The sequence below is a fragment of the Staphylococcus sp. IVB6240 genome (assembly GCF_025558425.1).
Lineage (GTDB): Bacteria > Bacillota > Bacilli > Staphylococcales > Staphylococcaceae > Staphylococcus.
Map to the genome: position 1 here is coordinate 1,858,900 of NZ_CP094718.1, position 19,154 is coordinate 1,878,053.

The following is a 19,154-nucleotide window of genomic DNA, read 5'->3' on the forward strand; positions in this document are numbered from 1 at the left end:
AACTTCATGGAATATCGCACATTCACTGATTCAGTTATGCACCCGCATATTTATTGATTTGTTGTTGTACATAATTAATAAAATCATCTATCTGCTCATTTTGAATATGTCTCATTGCTACTTTACCAACTTCAAACCCCATCCATAACGTATCATCTTCAAATGAGATACTTGATATTTCATTATATGGAATATTGCGGTAATAAAATTGGCCATTCATATCAACATTCATAATCAAACGTTCATTTGTCGCAATGTACGCCCCTTCAAATTCACGCTGACTATTCACCGTGTACTCAATTTTCCCCAAAACAGAAGGGCCCGTCTTCTCAGTTGGAAATAAATCTTCTGGATTCACTCTATCTAAAATCATGATTTGTCTCCTTTTGTTCATTTTTTAAACTTATATCGACGTACGAAAGCCATTGGATGGTTAAAAGTTTCGCCATAAGTTATGAATAGAACAATTCCCCTATCGTAAACAGACTTGACGCTGACATGATAGCTCACTTTTAGCCATTAGTACGAGATTAAGCCAACATTGTCTCGTCCTAAATAATCGATGGTTAAACCTTCGTTATATAAATCTCGATCTAAAATTGTAGATGCAATCGTAATAATGGCATCGATATTCGGTGTTGGTACACCAATCTCTCGTCCTAAACTAGACCATAACACAAGCCCATAAGCGATATCCTCTGTTAAATAACGGTTATTCACCTTATGTGGCCCTGGAATTTGAGAAAATACTGGACTATGGTTAAAGATTTTATTCAATGGCTCATCTTCCATTTCTCGCTCTAAATAACCACGTTCAATACGTGCTTCTTTTGCTGTTTCAAGTTCAAAACCAAGCTTACGTCCTAATGACAGACGCTCTTGTTCTACCGCATGTAATAAGCGAACAGTATGTCGTGTGATCCCTTCTTTGTATAATGCAAAGTGATCACTATAATCAATACGCCCAACATTTAACAGAACAGGTCCCGGATGTACCTCTGGGTTTCCGTTTTCAAGGTTCGTGCGCCATAATGATTCTTCTTTAACAATATGTGGATAAACTTGTTCTACTTTATGGTATGCATCAATTAAATCTTCTTCTTCAAATGTTGAGAAATACACTTTACGAACTTTTAATGATAAGTCAACTCTTGCCTCATCAAAGTTCACACGTGTACCATAAGTTAGCGTATTCGCCTCAGCAAACACAGGACGTGTATCAATCTTGTATTCATTTAATACTTTAATAAAACGTGCTGACCCCATCGCAGCCGCCATATTAAAGAAAACAATCTGATCTTCAGTCACATGATGCGCCATTAATTCAGCATAATATTCAATATGTGATGATGGAATGACAACCATAACAATTTCTGCACCTTCAAGAACATATGCCATGTTGTCACTTACTGCTGTAAATTCTACAAAGCTTTCTTTACCTTCATTATTGTAATGAAAGCCTCCTTGCGCCAACGCTTTGTCAAATTTATCAATTGATTGATTACGACAATACAACTCCACATCATGTCCTTGATCCACCATATCAATCGCTGCTGTCACAGCCCCATTCCCTGATCCTACAACTGCTATTTTCATATATACCCTTCTTTCTATATCTCATTTTTAATTAACACAAATCTTCTACTGTGTTCATCAGAATAGTAACAAAATGTCATCAGAAAAGAAATTGTTTTTTACCATTTAATATATGTATACCCTCTATCACATTTATTCATGTAATTGATTGTGCTTTTTTATCATTCTCCTGTAAACTATCATTAAAGATAATCATAAAAAGGAGGCATTTTATGGAAACATATGAAGCACCCCAACACAATAACTATCCGTTAGAACCATCTGATGATGAAAAGTTAATGGCTGTTTTGATATATGCCACATCTTTTTTCACAACCATTATCGGTCCATTAATCATTTGGTTACTCAAACGTGATGATTCAAAATTTGTTGATACAACAGGAAAAAACTATTTAAACTTTATTCTGTCATACACAATCTGGGGTATTATTGGCACAATATTACTCTTTGTATTGATTGGCTTTGTTGTTTTAGCAGTCCTTGCAGTTTTAGCTTTCGTCTTTCAAATTGTGGCGCTGATTAAAGCATATCAAGGGGAAGATTACCTACCACCGCTCTCTATCCGCTTCTTTAAATAATAGAACGCACTGATACAATAATAACCGGTATATCGCCGTGTTATTATTGTATTTTTTATGTAAGACGATAGAAGTTGCGATACAGTTTAACAGTTTCTCAGAGTATAAATTTATGGCGTATCGCTACTATGCAATTCCCACACCTTGTATTCTCACGTATGGTTTTCTATACTTAAGGGGAAAGGTGGGATTTACGATGAAAAAAGTATTTGTTGCAGGACCTATTCCAGATGCTGGATTAGAATTATTGCAAGAACATTTTGAAGTGGATATCTATGAAGGTCAAGGTATCATTGATAAGGAAACATTAAAAAAAGGGGTGGCTGATGCATTCGGCCTCGTAAGTTTACTATCCACAGAAGTAGATCAAGAAGTGATTGAAAGTGCAAAAGATCTTGAATTCATTGCCAACTACGGTGCTGGCTTTAACAATGTCGATGTTGAATATGCAAGAAAACAAGGTATTTCTGTATCGAACACACCAAAAGCTTCTACCAATGCTACAGCTGAACTAACAATGGGTATTTTATTAGCTGTCGCACGTCGTATTCCTGAAGGGGACCAACTCATGCGTCATAAAGGCTTTGATGGATGGGCACCACTCTTCTTTAGAGGACGTGAAGTGTCTGGTAAAACAATCGGTATTATTGGTTTAGGTGAAATTGGTAGTGCAGTGGCACGTCGTGCAAAAGGATTCGACATGTCTATCCTGTACACAGGTCCTAACCGTAAAGAAGAATGTGAAAAAGAGCTAGATGCGAAATATGTTGACTTAGATACATTATTAGCAGAAGCCGATTTCGTTGTAATCAATGCCGCGTACAGCCCAGCATTACACCATATGATTGATGCAGAACAACTTGCATTGATGAAACCAACTGCATATCTCGTTAATGCCGCACGTGGACCAATTGTTCATGAAGAAGCATTATTAGAAGCATTGCAAAATAAAACAATTGAAGGTGCCGCTTTAGATGTATACGAGTTTGAACCAGCGTTTACTGAAGGGCTTAAATCATTAGACAATGTCGTGATTACACCACATATTGGCAATGCCACATTTGAAGCACGTGATATGATGGCAAAAATCGTTGCACAAAACTTAATCAAACAAGCACAAGGTGAAACACCTGACTATATCGTCAACTAATCATACAAGTAAAGATAATTGGCATCTAAGTAGATTGATAACATAATTTAAAAGTTGTGTTTTTATGCAAGCACTTTTAAAGTTGATTTGGTTTATATTTGCATTCATAATAGCGATTTATTTTATTTTGAATGATATGATTATTCCCGTAGCAATCATTATATTTTTGAGTCTTATCGTTTATAGTTTTATAGAATATATGTGTAAGGACAAAAATAAGGGCTAATCACAACCCTTATTTTGATTGAATGATGAACTAAGAAAGGCGTAGAGGACGAAATGAATCCTCTACGCCTTTTATCTTTTATTAATGACTTTTCGTTTTATATAAAAATCTTAGCTGTCTTGAGATAACCCATTTTGGCAACTTACGTGCAATACCATTGCGTAAGCGTATCGTTAAACCACCTTGTTTTTGAGCAATACGCCCTATTTTACGTGAACGCTTAATGACTTTCGCTGTATGTTTTACACGGAGCTTGTCATAGCGTTTTAAGGCCTCAGTCAATGTCTCATACTCACCGAGTACATTGGCAAGAACAATGGCATCTTCCATTGCTTGACCGGCACCTTGGCCCATATTAGGCGTTGTCGCATGTGCTGCATCTCCCAACAACACAATACGTGATTGATACACAAATGTATTCAATGGTTTTAAATCATAAATATCATGATGTAAAATCCCTGTTTCTGGTTGACGGTCTAAAATATGACGTACTGGTTCTGGATATTGATTAAAATACGCTTGTAGATATGGTTTATTATAGCGTTTATATTCTATATCATTCTCTTTGGCATTGATTGCCGCAAACCAATACGCTTTACCATCAAGTAATGGGACAATCCCAAAACGTCCTTTGCTCCCCCAATACTCATCAGCCGTTTGTCCAATTTCCGGCACATCCTCTACCAGAACTCTAAAGCATGTATAACCTTGATATTGTACTTTTGCTTTTGGTTGTACCGTTTGACGTACGATTGAATGGATCCCGTCAGCACCAATGACTAAGTCAAATGTCTGACTATCCTGTTGACGAAAATGGAGACGTGCCATTGTTTCGTTGCCTTCTACGGCAGTGACTTCATGGTTGAAATGAAGCATATCCTCTGAGACGTAGCTTGCAATGGTTTCTACCAACGTTTGACGTAAAACTGTGACATTCGTTGTTTTTTCATCAAAAGGCATTTCACTAATAACTTCACCTTGTTCATCAAGCATACGTGTCGTTTTCAACAGATGACCGATGTTCTTGATTCCTTTTGCTAAGTCATGATCGCCAAGCTTCTCGATCACATTCCTGCCAATACCGATACCTGCACCTACTTCTTTAATCGCATCTTGTCGTTCAAAAATATGTACGTCATGCTTTTGTTCACGTAATAATGCCGCTAATGTTAATCCACCAATCCCTGCACCTACAATACCTATTTTCATTTCATTCACCTCTCCGATTTAAGTCATTCTGCCTACTATGCCAAATTGCTTAACACCGTTAATATCATCTACTTTTTAGCATAATGATGTTTACGAACTCGGTCTTGTTTGATCCCATATTCTTGATAATAATGTTCCATCTGTTCCGCAATTTTAGATGCCCAGTCGATGTCACTAGCATATTGATTTGTTCCTGGTTCTTGAGGATTCCAACGCATTTGGTATAACGACAATTGTCCATTTTCAAAGTATTGTTGTCTAACAAATGCTGCACCTCCGACAATCGACTTATCCGGTGATGTCCATTTCGCCTTCACAGCATAGCTCGTGCCTGTTTTAACAGCGTTACTGTCAAATGCACCCACACCGAAAAAGTTATAGTATCTTTGTTTGCCTTTTTTAATCCCTTTTGCCAGCTCAGACTTACCTTGGCCTGTTTCAAGCTGTGCATGACTAACCAAGTAGATAACATTCACATGATGACGTTCCTGTGCCTCTAGAAAGACTTTCCCTTCAAGGATGCCTTTTCCTTTTAGCATATCATTCACTTCTTCTTCAGATAAATTCACTGTTTTCGACAAATCCAGATACATGATGTCAGAGTCGCTACGTTTTATCGCCATCTCTTCTTTCACTTCTTTTTCTGAAGCTTCTACAAAACCAGATTCACTTGATTTTGTATGTAATATACCATCTTGAAGTTGTCTGTCATAAGCTTCTTCAAATGTATACATCTTATGTTGCTTAAACAAAGATGTTTCATTCACAATTAATAACCCGACAAACACAGCAAGTATCACAATTAAAAAGATGACAGATGGATGTGACTTCAACCAGTGCTTCATATTTCAACCTCTCTTTTTTCTCTCTTATGCAAAGTAATGCCACATTAAAAATACAATAAATAAAATCACAATGGCATAAATGACATTTGCGATACAACGTAATTTGGGTTTTTCTTTGAACAGCATGTTAAATAAAACTAATGTGATAGTTAAAGTGATTAAAAAGCATGCTAATGCCCAGATGGGACCTACGTAAATCAACATGACAATGCCCGCTATGAGTATGATATTAGATATCGCTGCAAGCAATAATATTTTTTGTTCGCGATGCATAAATGCCTCCTCCTTTTGATACATTATCATTTTATCATGATTTACGTGGTCGTGTTGTGGTGAGTCTCAATTCTTAGTAACATATACCCTCTTCACTATTAAATCGCACAAAAAAGGAGCAGCAACAGCTACTCCTTTTTGAGATACCTCTTCACATTAACGAGACATACCTTTTAACATATTTAAGAAATACGTTAAGCTCTTATTCATTTCGTCATCTTTAAGTACGCCCATCAAGCCTTTCACAGATGTGCGGGCACTTGGACTTGCTTGGTTCGCCACACGAACACCTTTGTTGACTTTGTTTAATAAGACGCGTAACTCATCTGTATCAAGATCTCCTAAGATGAATACCATTTGACCGATGTTATGCAAAAAGCCTGCATATTGGTCTTTATTTAACTCAGTGACAATTTTTTCAGTAATGACACCACGTTGTTTTACTGCTCCATTTAGCGCATCTAAAATTTTGGCATCATCCAAGTTTTTCACAAGATCAATGACTTTCAAGATACTCTCTTTGTTTTCAGCAATCTTGTCTGTTACTTCTGCAAGGTTCTCTGCTTTGATTTCTGCTTCTGACTTCTGAATACGTTTAATTTTTGTAATTCTTTCTGCCATTATTTCATCACCTGATCCCCTGGGAAGACATAGTCTGGACGCTCCCATTTTTTGTCCACGCGCACACTATACTGCGGATTGCGATGTTGGTTACGGAAGTTTGTTGGGTTAAGTGGTGATTTACCACGTTTACTCAATACTTCCATACGGCAACATGTTGATTTGTATGCTGGTGTATGTGTTTCTGGATCTGTCACACTGCTTGTTAAATAGTTAATTGCTGCTTCATTATTATCATTTTGCGGTAAGAAGATTTGTTTTCCTTTTACGCGGTCTGTAATATGCACGTGACCTGTCGCTTCACCTGTTTCAGAAATTAACTTCACAGCAGCACCTTCATGAATATCACGGTCAGCCGCTAATTCTGGTGAAATTTCAATGAACGCTGATGGCATTTTATATTTCAGACCAGGCACTTTGTATGTCATGTTACCTTCATGGAAGTGCTCTAACACACGGCCATTGTTCACGTGTAAGTCATATGTTTCATTTGTTTTGTAGAAGTTATTGAAGTCTAATGCAAATAACTTCGCTTTACCGTTGTCAAAGTTGAAACCTTCTGTGAAGAGTAATGGTGTATCTGTACCATCTGCATTTACAGGCCATTGTAAGCTGTTATAGCCTTCTAAACGGTGGTATTTCACACCTGCAAACATTGGTGTTAAGTCTGAAGCTTCATCCATGATTTCTGATGGATGTGTGTAACCCCAGTCGTAACCCATTTCTTTTGCGATCATTTGTGTGATCTGCCAGTCAGGTTTTGAATCGCCAAGTGGTTCTAAAACTTGGTATAAACGTTGGAAACGACGCTCTGTATTTGTAAACGTACCTTCTTTTTCTAGAGAAGGAGAAGCTGGTAAGATGACATCTGCATATTCAGCAGTGAATGTTAAGAACTCATCCTGAACAACTAAGAAGTCTACTTTTTCTAAAGCAGCTTGTACGTAGTTGATGTTAGAGTCTGTAATACCTGTATCTTCACCTAGAATGAACATACTGTGTACGTCTCCAGCATGGATGTGATCCATCATTTGGTGGTTGTCGAAACCTGGTTCTTTTGGTAATTCAACACCCCACGCTTTTTCAAACCAACCGCGTGCTTCGTCATCTTGTACACCTAAGTAACCTGGTAACTTATCCGGCATACTACCGAAGTCAGAGCAACCTTGTACGTTGTTGTGACCACGTAATGGGTATGAACCTGCACCTGGTTTCATGTAGTTTCCTGTTACAAGTAATAAGTTAGAAATCGCTGTACTTGTGTCAGAACCTGTTTCTTGTTGTGTTACACCCATTGCCCAACAAATAGACACGCTGTTCACACTTACAATTTCATGTGCTAACTTCACAAGACGGTCTTTTGAAATACCTGTTGTTTCTTCAGCAAATTCCATTGTATAAGGTTTTAATGATTCATAGTACGTATCAAAATGATCTACCCATTGATCGATAAATGCACGATCGTGAAGGTCGTTATCAATGATATATTTTGTTACGGCAGATAACCATACTAAGTCTGTACCTGGGTGTGGTTGATAGAATTCATCTGCACGTTGCGCCATTTCATGTTTACGAATATCAAACACATGAAGCTTTTGACCGAACAATTTATGTGCACGTTTAATACGTGATGCAATAACTGGGTGTGCTTCTGCTGTGTTTGTACCTACTGTGATAACCATTTCAGCATTACCGATATCATCGATAGAACCTGAGTCACCACCGTGTCCTACTGTACGGAATAAACCTTTCGTTGCAGGTGCTTGGCAGTAACGTGAACAGTTATCAATATTGTTCGTACCAATTACTTGACGTGCAAGTTTTTGCATTAAGTAAGATTCTTCGTTTGTCGCTTTAGATGAAGAAATGAACGTTAATGCATTCGGACCAAACTTGTCTTTGATTTCTTGCATGCGTTTCGCCACATATGGAATTGCTTCATCCCATTCCACTTCTTCAAATTGTCCATCTCGACGGATTAATGGTTTTGTAAGACGTTCTTCAGAGTTAACATAGTCCCAACCAAATTTACCTTTTACGCAAGATGAAATTTTATTTGCTGGTGAATCTTGAGAAGGTTGAACTTTTAAGATTTCACGATCTTTTGTCCAAACTTCGAAGCTACAACCAACACCACAGTAAGTACATACTGTTTTTGTCTTTTTAATACGCTCTTCACGCATTGCCGCTTCAGAATCTGAAATAGCAAATAACGGACCGTAGCCTGTTTCTGCTTTTTTCGTTAAATCAATCATTGAAGCAAGTGAACCTGGTTCGATATCTGTCATGTAACCAGCTTTACCTACCATGTTATTTTCCATCATTGCGTTACATGGACATACTGTTGAACATTGACCACAGCCAACACATGATGATTCATTAATCGCAACATCATTGTCCCAAATAACACGCGGTTGATCGCGATCCCAGTCAATTGATAATGTTTCATTGACTTGCACGTCTTGACATACTTCAACACAACGACCACATAGGATACATTGGTTTGGATCATAGCGATAGAATGGTCCAAAGTCTACTTCATATGGCTTTGGCTTATATTCATATGTTTGATGTTCCAACCCCCATTGGTCCATCGTATTATGGATTTCACAGTTTCCGTTGTTATAATCACACACTGTACAATACAATTGATGTTTTTCAAGAATGCGATCTAACGCTTCCTTTTGACTCGCTTGTACGCGGTCGTTTTGTGTATTGACAACCATAGGTCGATCAACCACTGTGCTACATGCACGTTCGATTTTACCGTCAATTTCAACGGCACATGTATCACATGTTTCTATTGGCCCTAAAGCTTCGTTATAGCAAATAGAAGGTACAAATGTTTGTTGTGCTTTGATAAAGTGTAGTAAATTGGTGCCCGGTTCAACCAAATACTCTTTACCATCTAATGTTAAAACAAGATGTTCTTGCATAATATCCCTCCTAAAAATTTCGTCTAAGATGCCCCACACACTTAGTACTTCTATTCTACCCTTTTTACATCAAAATGTTAACGTTTTCTATATATATCGTATTACAATTATTGAAATGTCATATCATATTACCTTTAAAGAGTGTATTCACTCTTTATAAAGTGTGACCTATAAAAAAGTGAGCCAGTTTTTTCTGCCCCACTCTTTCTTCTATATTTAATTAAAGGCCTAAATTGGCACGTAATAATTGTGAAATTTCTGCTTTGCTACCTTCATCTGGTATAAAGTAGTATAAACCATCAGATTGAATACCATCTGAACCTTCAAGTTGATAACGGTTCACATTGTCATTAGCATCAGAATAATTACTTCTCACTTGGTTCAGTTCTGATAAACTCAAGTCTGTCTGCACGTTATCTCCCAACTGATTCATAATGCCATTCAAGTTTGTAAGTGAAGACACACTTGTTAACTTATTCGCTAAACCTTGAAGTACAAGTTGTTGACGTTCTTGTCGTCCGAAGTCTCCACCTGCACCGTCTTCTTTACGGCTACGAATAAATGCCATTGCCGCTTCACCATCTAAATGTTCTTTCACACCTTTTTGGAATTGGTAACCTTGTGCTGAAAATGTTGCGTTACTTACCACATTAATACCACCAACCGTATCAATGGTATCTTGCAAACCATCCATATCTACCGTTGCATAATGATCCACTGGTACATCCATTAATTTTTCAAGTGTCTTAACCGCCATGTCAGGGCCACCATAAGCATAAGCATGGTTAATTTTTTCAGTTGTACCTTGCCCTACAATTTCTGCTTGTGTGTCACGAGGAATGCTGACCATTTCAGTTGTTTTCTTTTGAGGATTAATTGAGAGTAACATAATGGTATCGCTACGTTCGCCGCCACCATTACTTGCACGTTCAGCGTTAGAATCTACCCCGAATAATGCAATTGTAAAAGGATCACCTTTACTAAGATCCACACTACCTGATCTCAATTCTGAATGATCACGGTTTAATGGGTTGTGAATGGCACCTCCTACAGCAAAAAGTTTATATGCTAAATACCCAATTGCTAAGATAGCCAAAATAAGTAGTACAGCAACAATTCGTATCATCCATTTGATAACAGGATTTTTTTGTTTTTTAGACCGTGTGTATGTCAAAATACTCACTCCATTTCTCTTCTTTGTCATATCAAAGTTTATTCATTATGTTGATTATAACTGACATATGCAAATGCACAATACATCCATAGTCGCACTATGCCTTTTGATAGCCACCTTTTTGTAGTAATATCTCTAACATTTCTTCATAGCATCCTTTATTGCTAATGATGAATGGACCACCCTTAATAAAATCAATCGGTCCTTGTTGAAAGTTCGTCATCTTTAATCCCAGCATGTCAGCAAATAAAAACTGCGCCCCAATATCCCATGGTTTTGCATTTGTATGAATATGTACGCCAAATTGACCTGTAAATACTTTCGCAGAATCGAGACCACAAGCACCGATTAAACGATAACCAAATGACGCGTCCAACAAATCATGCATCGTTTCATCATTTAGCCCCTTATTATTGAATGAAATCAAACAGTCTTTCAACGGGCGCTCTGGTGGTGGTGATAAGCGTTCATCATTCAAGTAAACGCCTTCCCCTTTAATCGCTTTAAAACGCTTTTGACGTGGAAATTCATCAATATAAGATAGTACAGGCTCGCCATTATAAAATAGGCCCAAAATTAAACAAAAATCATCTTGTTGTTTCACAAGATTAGCAGTGCCGTCAATTGGATCCAACACCCATGTATAACCCTCTCGCAATCTATCTGTATCATGATGTGCTTCTTCTCCATATAATTGATGCTCTGGAAATTCCTTAGTTAACATTTCCTCAAAACTTTGTTCAATCGATTTGTCCACATTCGTCACCAAATCAAAGCGATTGGCTTTCGTTTGTAAATCCATCTCTTTGATCATAGCTGGCAACATCGTTCGAACTTGGTCGAGCCATTGGATGATGCGTTCATCAATCTGTTTCAACGCTGCTGTATTCACAATTACATTCACCTCTTTAATTATTTATCCATTCATTATCTTCAATGAAGTGTTTCAAACTCATTCATTAATACCTCAAGAACAATAAAATGATTTTCACAAAAACATTTTATTACTGTAAAAAGTTCTGGTAGTTATCTAATGTAATATCTTGTGTTTTTATTGATTTATAAAATGAATAAGATACGTCTTGAATATGTTCAATATCAATCGTTTTTGTGTAGCCACCACCAATATGATAGACGACCGCACGCCAAACGCCACTTTCACACAACACACCAATAAACACAACATTTTCTACAACGGATTGTTCTAAATCCGTACGATGGTGTTCAATAGCCATTACCTTTCGTTCATGGCAGTATACTAAGATTGCATGAAGTAATCGCGGTAACCGAACAGGTTGATCCGCTTCAAAACGAATCGTGTCATTCATATGTTGTAAGCTTTGACGCACTGTTACATTTGGATGACGTAATAACTTAGCTATGACAGATTCAATCTCTTGATCATATGGCAAACTTGTCTGAGTCATACTTTCTTTCAATATTAAGTAGAGGGCTTGCACTTCATTATCGGAAAAAGTCAATGCATTATGATTCATCTCTGATTGCATGCGATAGCCACCTTTTTGTCCTGCATGCGTTTGTAAATGCACACCCTTTGCCTCAAGTTCTTGAACATCCCTCAAGACAGTACGCTTTGACACACCTAATTTTTGTGCCAATGTATCTGCCGTAACATGTTTCATTTCTTGAATCAATTCAATTAATTTTTGCTGACGTGTATCTTTTTTCATACATATCACCCCTTGATTCCAAAAGCATCTTATTTTTATTATAGCATGCTGTTATATAGGTAAGAAAATAGATATAAAAGTGTAAAATTTACTCAAAAACTCTTAAGAAAACGCTTACAATTGTGGCTAATCTGTGATAATATTTTATTTAGCTACTAGAGGGGGGATGGGTACAAACGCATATTTCAAATGAGGGGTAACTATTTCGTCAATAGTAAAGTTTGAAACATGATGTACTTGTTCTATACTAGATTGAACATCTTCAATATTTATTACTTACTTTCCTTTCTATCCGGACAGTGCATATGCACCGTCCGGTTTCTTTATATCATCATCTGATTAAATAAAATCAAGCAAAGTTGATATGAAGTTATTCAGGATATGGAATGCTATGGAGACACCTAAATTACAACCACTTTTAATGTACAACCACACAATCGGAATCGCTAACAGTAAGTAGTCTATCATTTCAAATGGTGATTCTGCAGAGGTCACATGCATACCTGCAAATAAAATGGCTGAAATAACACCCATCACATAAACATTAAACTTCTTCCCTAACTCTCCAATTAGAATATTCCGGAATATAATTTCTTCTACAATCGGTCCTATCACTACAATAAACAACAAGTTAATAGGCAATAGCACATTCCATTGCGTTAAACTATCTAACATTGCTTCATTCTGTGTTGTCTCATATTGATACTGTTCAGGGATAAATTGCGTTAAATAATCATACACTTGCCATGAAATATACGTAAGCACATAAACAACAATAATCCATATCCAATATTGACGAATCCCTTGCAACCCTATTCGAAAGCGGTTAGGCATTTCACGTTTATGTAGCAGCCAAAAGCAGAGAATAACTAGAATATAACTCGCAGCACCAGTAATTGAATCTACTATGTCAAAATAGTCCAGTGACGTTAGCCATTGGAGTTGGTTGGTATCCTTTAATATCAATAATACTATTCCGATTATCAATCCTAGAACTAACTCTGCAATTACCAAAATAGGCAATAACCATAAATCACGCCATGCAATATCTTTCCATTGATACTTTGTCATTGTATTCCTCCTCGATGTAGCGGAGTGAAGAAGTTGGTGGAATTGCTAATTTCAAGACACCATATATCGGTCTCCTAAAACGCAAATTTATGATGCACCAACTCCTACTCCATCTCAAAACCCCTTACTTTCTTATATATTATACTAAAAAGGAGTTTGTTATGAATCTCTCTAAAAATCTTACACTCACAACAGCCTATCATCAGTTACAAAATCTTTTAACACTTGTCGATCATTATGACTTAGCACGTTCAAAAAAACAGAACCCTCTCATTGAAGAACGCTTGAAAATATTAGAAGATTGTGTGGCCAACTACATTTTAGACCTTTCTCATCCAGATGAAACACCTATTTTCCCCTTTCAAAATTATGACGTTTACTATTACTGCTTGCGCCAGTTACATCAAAACCCATTGACTCACATTGAAATAGGGAGTCAAGAAAAGGTCAATGCTGGATATATCGAGGTAATTTTACGTGCAATGCAACATTTACAAGCATTTACATTAAGAACCTAATCACGAAAAAAGAGGTTGCAACATTTAGAGAAATTCTAAATGCCGCAACCTCTTTATTGTGTATGTGTTTTAATTACAATTTAAATTCTTCTTTGTCTCGTTTATGATAACCACGCATGAAGAAGAATAATCCCATGAATCCTAAGAATAAGAAACCAATAATAACAGAAACGCGTGTTTCACCATTGATTAACATACCTACTAATACAAGTACTAAGAAAGCAATTGTTAAGTAGTTTGAGAATGGTGCAAATGGCATTTTGAATGGATGGTCTTTTACCTTCTCAGGGAACTTTTTACGGAATTGAATGTGACTGAATAAAATCATAAACCATGGTACCATACCTGGTAAAATAGACGCACTATAAACGTATACGAAAATATTTTCAGATCCTTGAATAATTAAAGGAAGTACGACGTTTAAGATAACACCAACAAAAATACCGATTGATACCGCTAATACTGCATAGAACGGAACGCCATTCTTCATTACTTTTGTAAATGATTTTGGCAATTGTCCGTGTTGTGCCAATGTATAAATCATACGACTTGAACTAAAGATACCTGAGTTACATCCAGACATTGCTGCTGTAATAACAACAAAGTTGATTAAACCTGCTGCAATTGTAATACCCACTTTTGCAAATGTCGCAACAAATGGTGAACCAAGATCTTGCAAGTCATTCCATGGATATACAGTCACAATAACAAAGATCGCACCAATATAGAAGATTAAAATACGCCAAATAACCCCGTTGACAGCCTTTTTAATATTCTTTTGTGGATCTTTTGTTTCACCTGCTGTAATACCAATCAGTTCAACACCCTGATATGAACCGATAACAATTGATAATGCAAAGAAAAAGCCTAACCAGCCGTTTGGTAAAAAGCCACCATGCTCAGTTAAGTTACCAAGTCCAATTGGCTCTCCGCCATTACCAATACCAAAGAAAATAAGTCCAAATCCTGCAATAATCATCAAGATAATTGTTACAATCTTGATCATAGCGAACCAGAATTCAAATTCACCAAATGCTTTAACAGAAATCATATTCGCCGCTGCTAAAGTTACGATTACGATAATACCTGGAATCCATGTTGGTAATTCTGGCCACCAGAACTGCATATATGCACCAACGGCAATCACTTCTGACATCCCTACAACGATCCATTGAAAGATGTTTGCCCAAGCTGTAATGTAGCCTGCAACTGGATGTAAATAATCTGTCGCATAGTTCGCAAATGATCCTGTAGTAGGATATAAGTAAACCATCTCACCCATTGCACGCATGACTAAGAATAAAAATAGCCCTGCTAATAAGTATGCAAAGATAACGGATGGTCCGGTCCAAGCAATTGTGCTTGATGCTCCCATAAACAAACCAACACCGATTGTGCCCCCAAGCGCAATCATTTGAATTTGACGAGAGCTTAACCCTCTGTGTAATTGATTATCTTCCATGACAATCTACCCTCTCCTTGAAACCCCTGATTTTTAAAAGTATGTAAACTTTTCATCGTTATTATACTATATTTTATTAATGTATAAAGCGTATTTTGAAATTGTCATTTTTTCCTCATACTCAAAATTTTTTGTTGTCACTTCTATAATAATATTTTCAGCTTATTTATAAGATATTTCTATATAGTTTTGGAATTTTCTATTAGTCTACTAATTTTCAAAACGTTGATATGACAGCGTTTTCAAAGGTTTTTGAAAAGTGTTTTTATCTCGATATAAATTCTATTAATATATAATTTTTCTACATCGTGAAAATTTTCAACATCATTTCAATATCATATAATCATTATTATTATTCATCTGCACATAAAATATAAATGTCATTTTATCGCCATAAAATATTATGTGAACATATTCACATAATGATTTCAACAAGTTATACTAGTCTTTATTACAAATGGAAAGGAAATTTGTCGTATGAATGATACGAATATTAAATGGGATACGATATTTTATGGTCGTAAGTGGGTTTCAAATATTATCGAAACCATTCAAAAGAAAGATGTACTACACAGCTTCTATATGAAGCGCTACTTAATGCGTGCGATGATGGCGGGTTTTATTATTAGCATTATCTCCGTATTTGTACTCATGGTTAAAACAACATTTGCACCTGACGTTCCTTTAGGTGTTGTCAATATGATTGGTTCAATTACATTTAGCTTTGCACTTGTTCTGATCTTATTCACAAACTCCGAACTGCTTACCAGTAATTTTATGTATTTTACGGTAGGACTTTATTATCATTTAATACAGCCAATGCGTGTATTAAAAATATTTATGCTTTGCTTTTTCGGTAATATTGCCGGGGCGTTTATCTTCTTCGCTATATTACGCTGTAGTGATGTGATGTCGGCAGATATGGTTGCGATGTTGAATCAAATGATACACACCAAAACAGAAGTATATAACTTTCAAAATATCCTTGTTCGCGCTATCTTTGCGAACTTCTTTATCAATATTGCACTTGTCATTGCCATGCAAATTGATGATGTTTATGCCAAAATGTTTGTCATGATGTTTGGTGTCACAATTTTTGCTTTTATGGGCTTTGAACACGTTGTATATAATGCCACGCTATTTGTCGGTCAATTATTTTATGATTTCTCTGCTGTACATGTGATAGGCATGTTGAAAAATATTGTAGCAGCGTTTGTCGGGAACTATATTGGCGGTGGGCTTATCATTGGCTTATTTTATGCTTATCTTAATGATCACGGCCAATTTGAGACAATTAAAAAGGCTAATAAGATACAACGACTTAATAAGTAGCTTTTAAACATGTATGTTATACTGGCTATAATTATTTAATAGATGGAGGCCATCATGAAACATACACATAAAGCACTGGTTATTTCACTCTTTCTTGGCATCATCTTTTTTGTTGTCAATTTCATGTCTCATACCGCACCACTCAGTATGATTATTATTAAATCTTTACTTGTCGCAATAATATTCGGCGTACTCTATATGCTCACATTCACTTTACTTGATTCTGAAGAGCGTCGTATCCAATACGGTGTGCCATTAGTGATTGGCGTCGCACTCGGTGCATTAATTGGTACAAAGTTAGAACAGCCGATTATTTGTACGTTAGTCGGTATTGCCATTGCTTTAATCGTAGGCTACCTGTATGGCCGTATCAAAGGAGTGCGATAAGATGTCAACACTTGCTATTATTCTGATTATCCTATTAATCATTAGCTTCATTCCAAATGCCTATGTGCTATATAAGTCAAACAAAGCAGGCAACGTCAACCCACGCGTCAAATTAATGGTGGGCATTGATGCCATGCTTGTCATCTTAATTGTAGCAGCACTATTCTTTTTGACATAATACAAAACTGGTCCTAACAAGAAATTCAAACTTGTTAGGACCGGTTATTTTTATAAGAAGAATTGATATAAAATAATCATGCCAATCGCATAAATAACTAAGCCAACGACACATGACAATACATGTATACGCATTGGAATATGGCGTTGTCTTCTCGGTGCAATCACTAAGTTACCAGCAATAAAACATAACGGTATGACAATAAAAAACATGAGTTGTTCAAAATTCATAGTCTTTTCCCTTCAAAATAACGTTCAATAAGTGTTGTTAAGTCTGTATCTTTATCTGTCAGTGGCAGTTCACTAAAATCGCCTGTTTCTGTCATTTGATTGGTATTTACGATAACATCCAAGCCGGCACGAATTGCAGCAGTTGCCCCTCTGACTGAATCCTCAATTGCCAAACAATACGCTGGATTATGGTTTAATGCTTGTACCGCTGTTAAATACAAATCAGGTTCTGGTTTTACTTCTTCTACATCTTCTCTACCAACAATCGCTGACACATAATCATTCAATCCTAGTGTTTCAAAGAGTGGCATAATATCTTGACGTGCACTGCTTGTCGCAATGGCCATTGGAATATGACGTTGTTTTAATTGTTTCATAAACGTCTCAATACCTGGTCTCAATGGTAAATGGGCAGCACTGTCATGATGTTCACGGTAAAGTTCTGTAACCTTTTCCTCTCCTAATAGCGAAACAATATGTTCATGTAACGCTAGCGCACGTCCACCAATGTTTTCGCGATAAAACGCTAAACTGACAGGCTCATGTCCTTCTGCTTTTAAATATTTATTAATAACCTCATACAGATGTTGCTCTGTATCTATCATCGTACCATCAAAGTCGAATATCACTGCTCGATACATTCTTTATTCCTCCTCAAAAGCTTATGCATTTAGTGTAACAAATACATCATGACAATTCATAATTGTCGAGGTCCAAAATCACGTCCTCTTTTATTTGTTTCTCAAAGCATGTATTCACTTCAAAAATAAACACGCATACGCTTTTCATTTTACTAAAGGTATGCGTGACTTTTTATTAATCTACAAAATCATTCGTAACATCTATTGTCGCAAATTCATATGTAATACCATTTTGTGTATAATACAATGATTCAAACCATTTACGGTCAATAATCCCAGTATGCTTCACTTTCATCGCATCATGTAACATCGCGACCTGTTCTAAAGACTTATGACTCGCTACACCGATCGCATGATGATGAACATAACCTCGTCCAGGACGTACAACCGGTCCTGACTTCTCAATGACGAGAAGATCTGTGTAATGGCCTGTTGTGTCTAATGACAACAGAGTCCCTTCTGCCACTTCATATGCTTCATAGCCCAATTGATCTTTCAAATAGGCAACGGTCTTTTCTTTTTCTTGTACGTGAAGTTCAATCGGTCCTAACCCTAAAATTTGATATTGTTCTGGAACATCATTATCGACTGGGTTTCGCCAACTACCCGGTACTTTTCGTTGTTCATTATCAATCAATACAAATGACAACTGCTCCGGATCATCAAAAAAACGCGCATTATGTCCTAAATAAGTTCCCTGTGTCACCGCAATGCCTGCTTGGCGAAGACGTTGCTCAAAATAATTAAGACTCTCTTCTCCTTCAACAAGCAAGCCGATACGCGCAATCATATTTGTGCCTTTACGCATCTGCCCTGCATTCGGCAATTCAAAGAAGGTCAGTAATGTCCCTACTACTCCTTCATTGTCACCATAAAATAAATGAACCATGTCTTCATTATCTTGATTGACGGTCTCTTTAACCAATTTCAACCCAAGAACTTCTGTATAAAAGTGTTTGTTTTCTTCTTTATTTTTTGTATACATCGATATGTGATGATGCGTTAAAACAACTGTCACTCTATTCATCTCCATTTA

At 36.7% G+C, this 19,154-nt stretch carries 21 protein-coding genes; 6 read left to right on the plus strand and 15 right to left on the minus strand.

Annotated features, from left to right (window positions below; all coding sequences use genetic code 11):
• Positions 1-34: 34 nt before the first annotated feature.
• Positions 35-373, minus strand: coding sequence for a PH domain-containing protein (locus MUA88_RS09340; RefSeq protein WP_262605452.1), 339 nt, complete (start codon positions 371-373; stop codon positions 35-37).
• A 146-nt stretch (positions 374-519) separates the two neighbouring features.
• Positions 520-1,596: an NAD/NADP-dependent octopine/nopaline dehydrogenase family protein gene (locus tag MUA88_RS09345; protein ID WP_262605453.1), complete on the minus strand. Its 1,077-nt coding sequence runs from the start codon at positions 1,594-1,596 to the stop codon at positions 520-522.
• 212 nt (positions 1,597-1,808) lie between these two features.
• Between MUA88_RS09345 and MUA88_RS09350 the strand changes: the two genes are divergently transcribed.
• Both MUA88_RS09350 and MUA88_RS09355 read left to right on the plus strand, forming a co-directional pair.
• Positions 1,809-2,174, plus strand: a complete 366-nt coding sequence (locus MUA88_RS09350) for a DUF4870 domain-containing protein (protein WP_262603888.1) — start codon at positions 1,809-1,811, stop codon at positions 2,172-2,174.
• A 196-nt stretch (positions 2,175-2,370) separates the two neighbouring features.
• Complete coding sequence (locus MUA88_RS09355; protein ID WP_262603889.1) at positions 2,371-3,324, plus strand: NAD(P)-dependent oxidoreductase; 954 nt, start codon at positions 2,371-2,373, stop codon at positions 3,322-3,324.
• 307 nt (positions 3,325-3,631) lie between these two features.
• Here the strand turns inward: MUA88_RS09355 and MUA88_RS09360 are convergent, their stop codons facing one another.
• The 9 genes from MUA88_RS09360 to MUA88_RS09400 form a co-directional block, all read right to left on the minus strand.
• Complete coding sequence (locus MUA88_RS09360; RefSeq protein WP_262603890.1) at positions 3,632-4,759, minus strand: FAD-dependent monooxygenase; 1,128 nt, start codon at positions 4,757-4,759, stop codon at positions 3,632-3,634.
• A 68-nt stretch (positions 4,760-4,827) separates the two neighbouring features.
• Positions 4,828-5,604: an N-acetylglucosaminidase gene (locus tag MUA88_RS09365; protein ID WP_262605454.1), complete on the minus strand. Its 777-nt coding sequence runs from the start codon at positions 5,602-5,604 to the stop codon at positions 4,828-4,830.
• Positions 5,605-5,628: 24 nt separating this feature from the next.
• Positions 5,629-5,877: a hypothetical protein gene (locus MUA88_RS09370; RefSeq protein WP_262605455.1), complete on the minus strand. Its 249-nt coding sequence runs from the start codon at positions 5,875-5,877 to the stop codon at positions 5,629-5,631.
• A 156-nt stretch (positions 5,878-6,033) separates the two neighbouring features.
• Entirely contained in the window at positions 6,034-6,498 is a 465-nt protein-coding gene (locus MUA88_RS09375) for a helical membrane plugin domain-containing protein (RefSeq protein WP_262603893.1), read from the minus strand.
• Positions 6,498-9,434, minus strand: coding sequence for a formate dehydrogenase subunit alpha (fdhF, locus tag MUA88_RS09380; protein ID WP_262605456.1), 2,937 nt, complete (start codon positions 9,432-9,434; stop codon positions 6,498-6,500). The genes MUA88_RS09375 and fdhF overlap by 1 nt, the downstream gene beginning before the upstream one ends.
• Positions 9,435-9,654: 220 nt before the next feature.
• On the minus strand, positions 9,655-10,560 hold the full coding sequence (locus MUA88_RS09385) for an LCP family glycopolymer transferase (protein ID WP_262605956.1): 906 nt from the start codon (positions 10,558-10,560) through the stop codon (positions 9,655-9,657).
• 145 nt (positions 10,561-10,705) lie between these two features.
• The gene (locus tag MUA88_RS09390; protein ID WP_481906602.1) at positions 10,706-11,500 is read right to left on the minus strand and encodes an inositol monophosphatase family protein; all 795 of its coding nucleotides are present in this window, start codon (positions 11,498-11,500) and stop codon (positions 10,706-10,708) included.
• Positions 11,501-11,612: 112 nt separating this feature from the next.
• Entirely contained in the window at positions 11,613-12,299 is a 687-nt protein-coding gene (locus MUA88_RS09395) for a helix-turn-helix transcriptional regulator (protein WP_262603895.1), read from the minus strand.
• A gap of 339 nt (positions 12,300-12,638) precedes the next feature.
• Positions 12,639-13,370 (minus strand): CPBP family intramembrane glutamic endopeptidase, encoded by a 732-nt coding sequence (locus MUA88_RS09400; protein ID WP_262605457.1) that lies wholly within the window; start codon positions 13,368-13,370, stop codon positions 12,639-12,641.
• A 161-nt stretch (positions 13,371-13,531) separates the two neighbouring features.
• Here MUA88_RS09400 and MUA88_RS09405 point away from each other — a divergent pair, with 161 nt between their 5' ends.
• Entirely contained in the window at positions 13,532-13,888 is a 357-nt protein-coding gene (locus MUA88_RS09405; RefSeq protein WP_262605458.1) for a hypothetical protein, read from the plus strand.
• Between the two features lie 73 nt (positions 13,889-13,961).
• Here MUA88_RS09405 and MUA88_RS09410 read toward each other — a convergent pair whose 3' ends face one another.
• Complete coding sequence (locus tag MUA88_RS09410; RefSeq protein ID WP_262603898.1) at positions 13,962-15,350, minus strand: amino acid permease; 1,389 nt, start codon at positions 15,348-15,350, stop codon at positions 13,962-13,964.
• 477 nt (positions 15,351-15,827) lie between these two features.
• Here MUA88_RS09410 and MUA88_RS09415 point away from each other — a divergent pair, with 477 nt between their 5' ends.
• The 3 genes from MUA88_RS09415 to MUA88_RS09425 are packed head-to-tail and all read left to right on the plus strand — an operon-like array spanning position 15,828 to position 17,247.
• A complete protein-coding gene (locus tag MUA88_RS09415) occupies positions 15,828-16,682 on the plus strand; it encodes a formate/nitrite transporter family protein (RefSeq protein ID WP_262603899.1) in 855 nt (284 codons plus the stop codon).
• Between the two features lie 54 nt (positions 16,683-16,736).
• A complete protein-coding gene (locus MUA88_RS09420) occupies positions 16,737-17,069 on the plus strand; it encodes a hypothetical protein (RefSeq protein ID WP_262605459.1) in 333 nt (110 codons plus the stop codon).
• Between the two features lies 1 nt (position 17,070).
• Positions 17,071-17,247, plus strand: a complete 177-nt coding sequence (locus tag MUA88_RS09425) for a hypothetical protein (RefSeq protein WP_262603901.1) — start codon at positions 17,071-17,073, stop codon at positions 17,245-17,247.
• Positions 17,248-17,297: 50 nt separating this feature from the next.
• Here MUA88_RS09425 and MUA88_RS09430 read toward each other — a convergent pair whose 3' ends face one another.
• The 3 genes from MUA88_RS09430 to MUA88_RS09440 form a co-directional block, all read right to left on the minus strand.
• The gene (locus MUA88_RS09430) at positions 17,298-17,477 is read right to left on the minus strand and encodes a hypothetical protein (protein WP_262603902.1); all 180 of its coding nucleotides are present in this window, start codon (positions 17,475-17,477) and stop codon (positions 17,298-17,300) included.
• Positions 17,474-18,118 (minus strand): HAD family hydrolase, encoded by a 645-nt coding sequence (locus tag MUA88_RS09435; protein WP_262605460.1) that lies wholly within the window; start codon positions 18,116-18,118, stop codon positions 17,474-17,476. The genes MUA88_RS09430 and MUA88_RS09435 overlap by 4 nt, the downstream gene beginning before the upstream one ends.
• Before the next feature lie 175 nt (positions 18,119-18,293).
• A complete protein-coding gene (locus tag MUA88_RS09440) occupies positions 18,294-19,151 on the minus strand; it encodes a VOC family protein (protein ID WP_262605461.1) in 858 nt (285 codons plus the stop codon).
• Between the last annotated feature and the right edge of the window lie 3 nt (positions 19,152-19,154).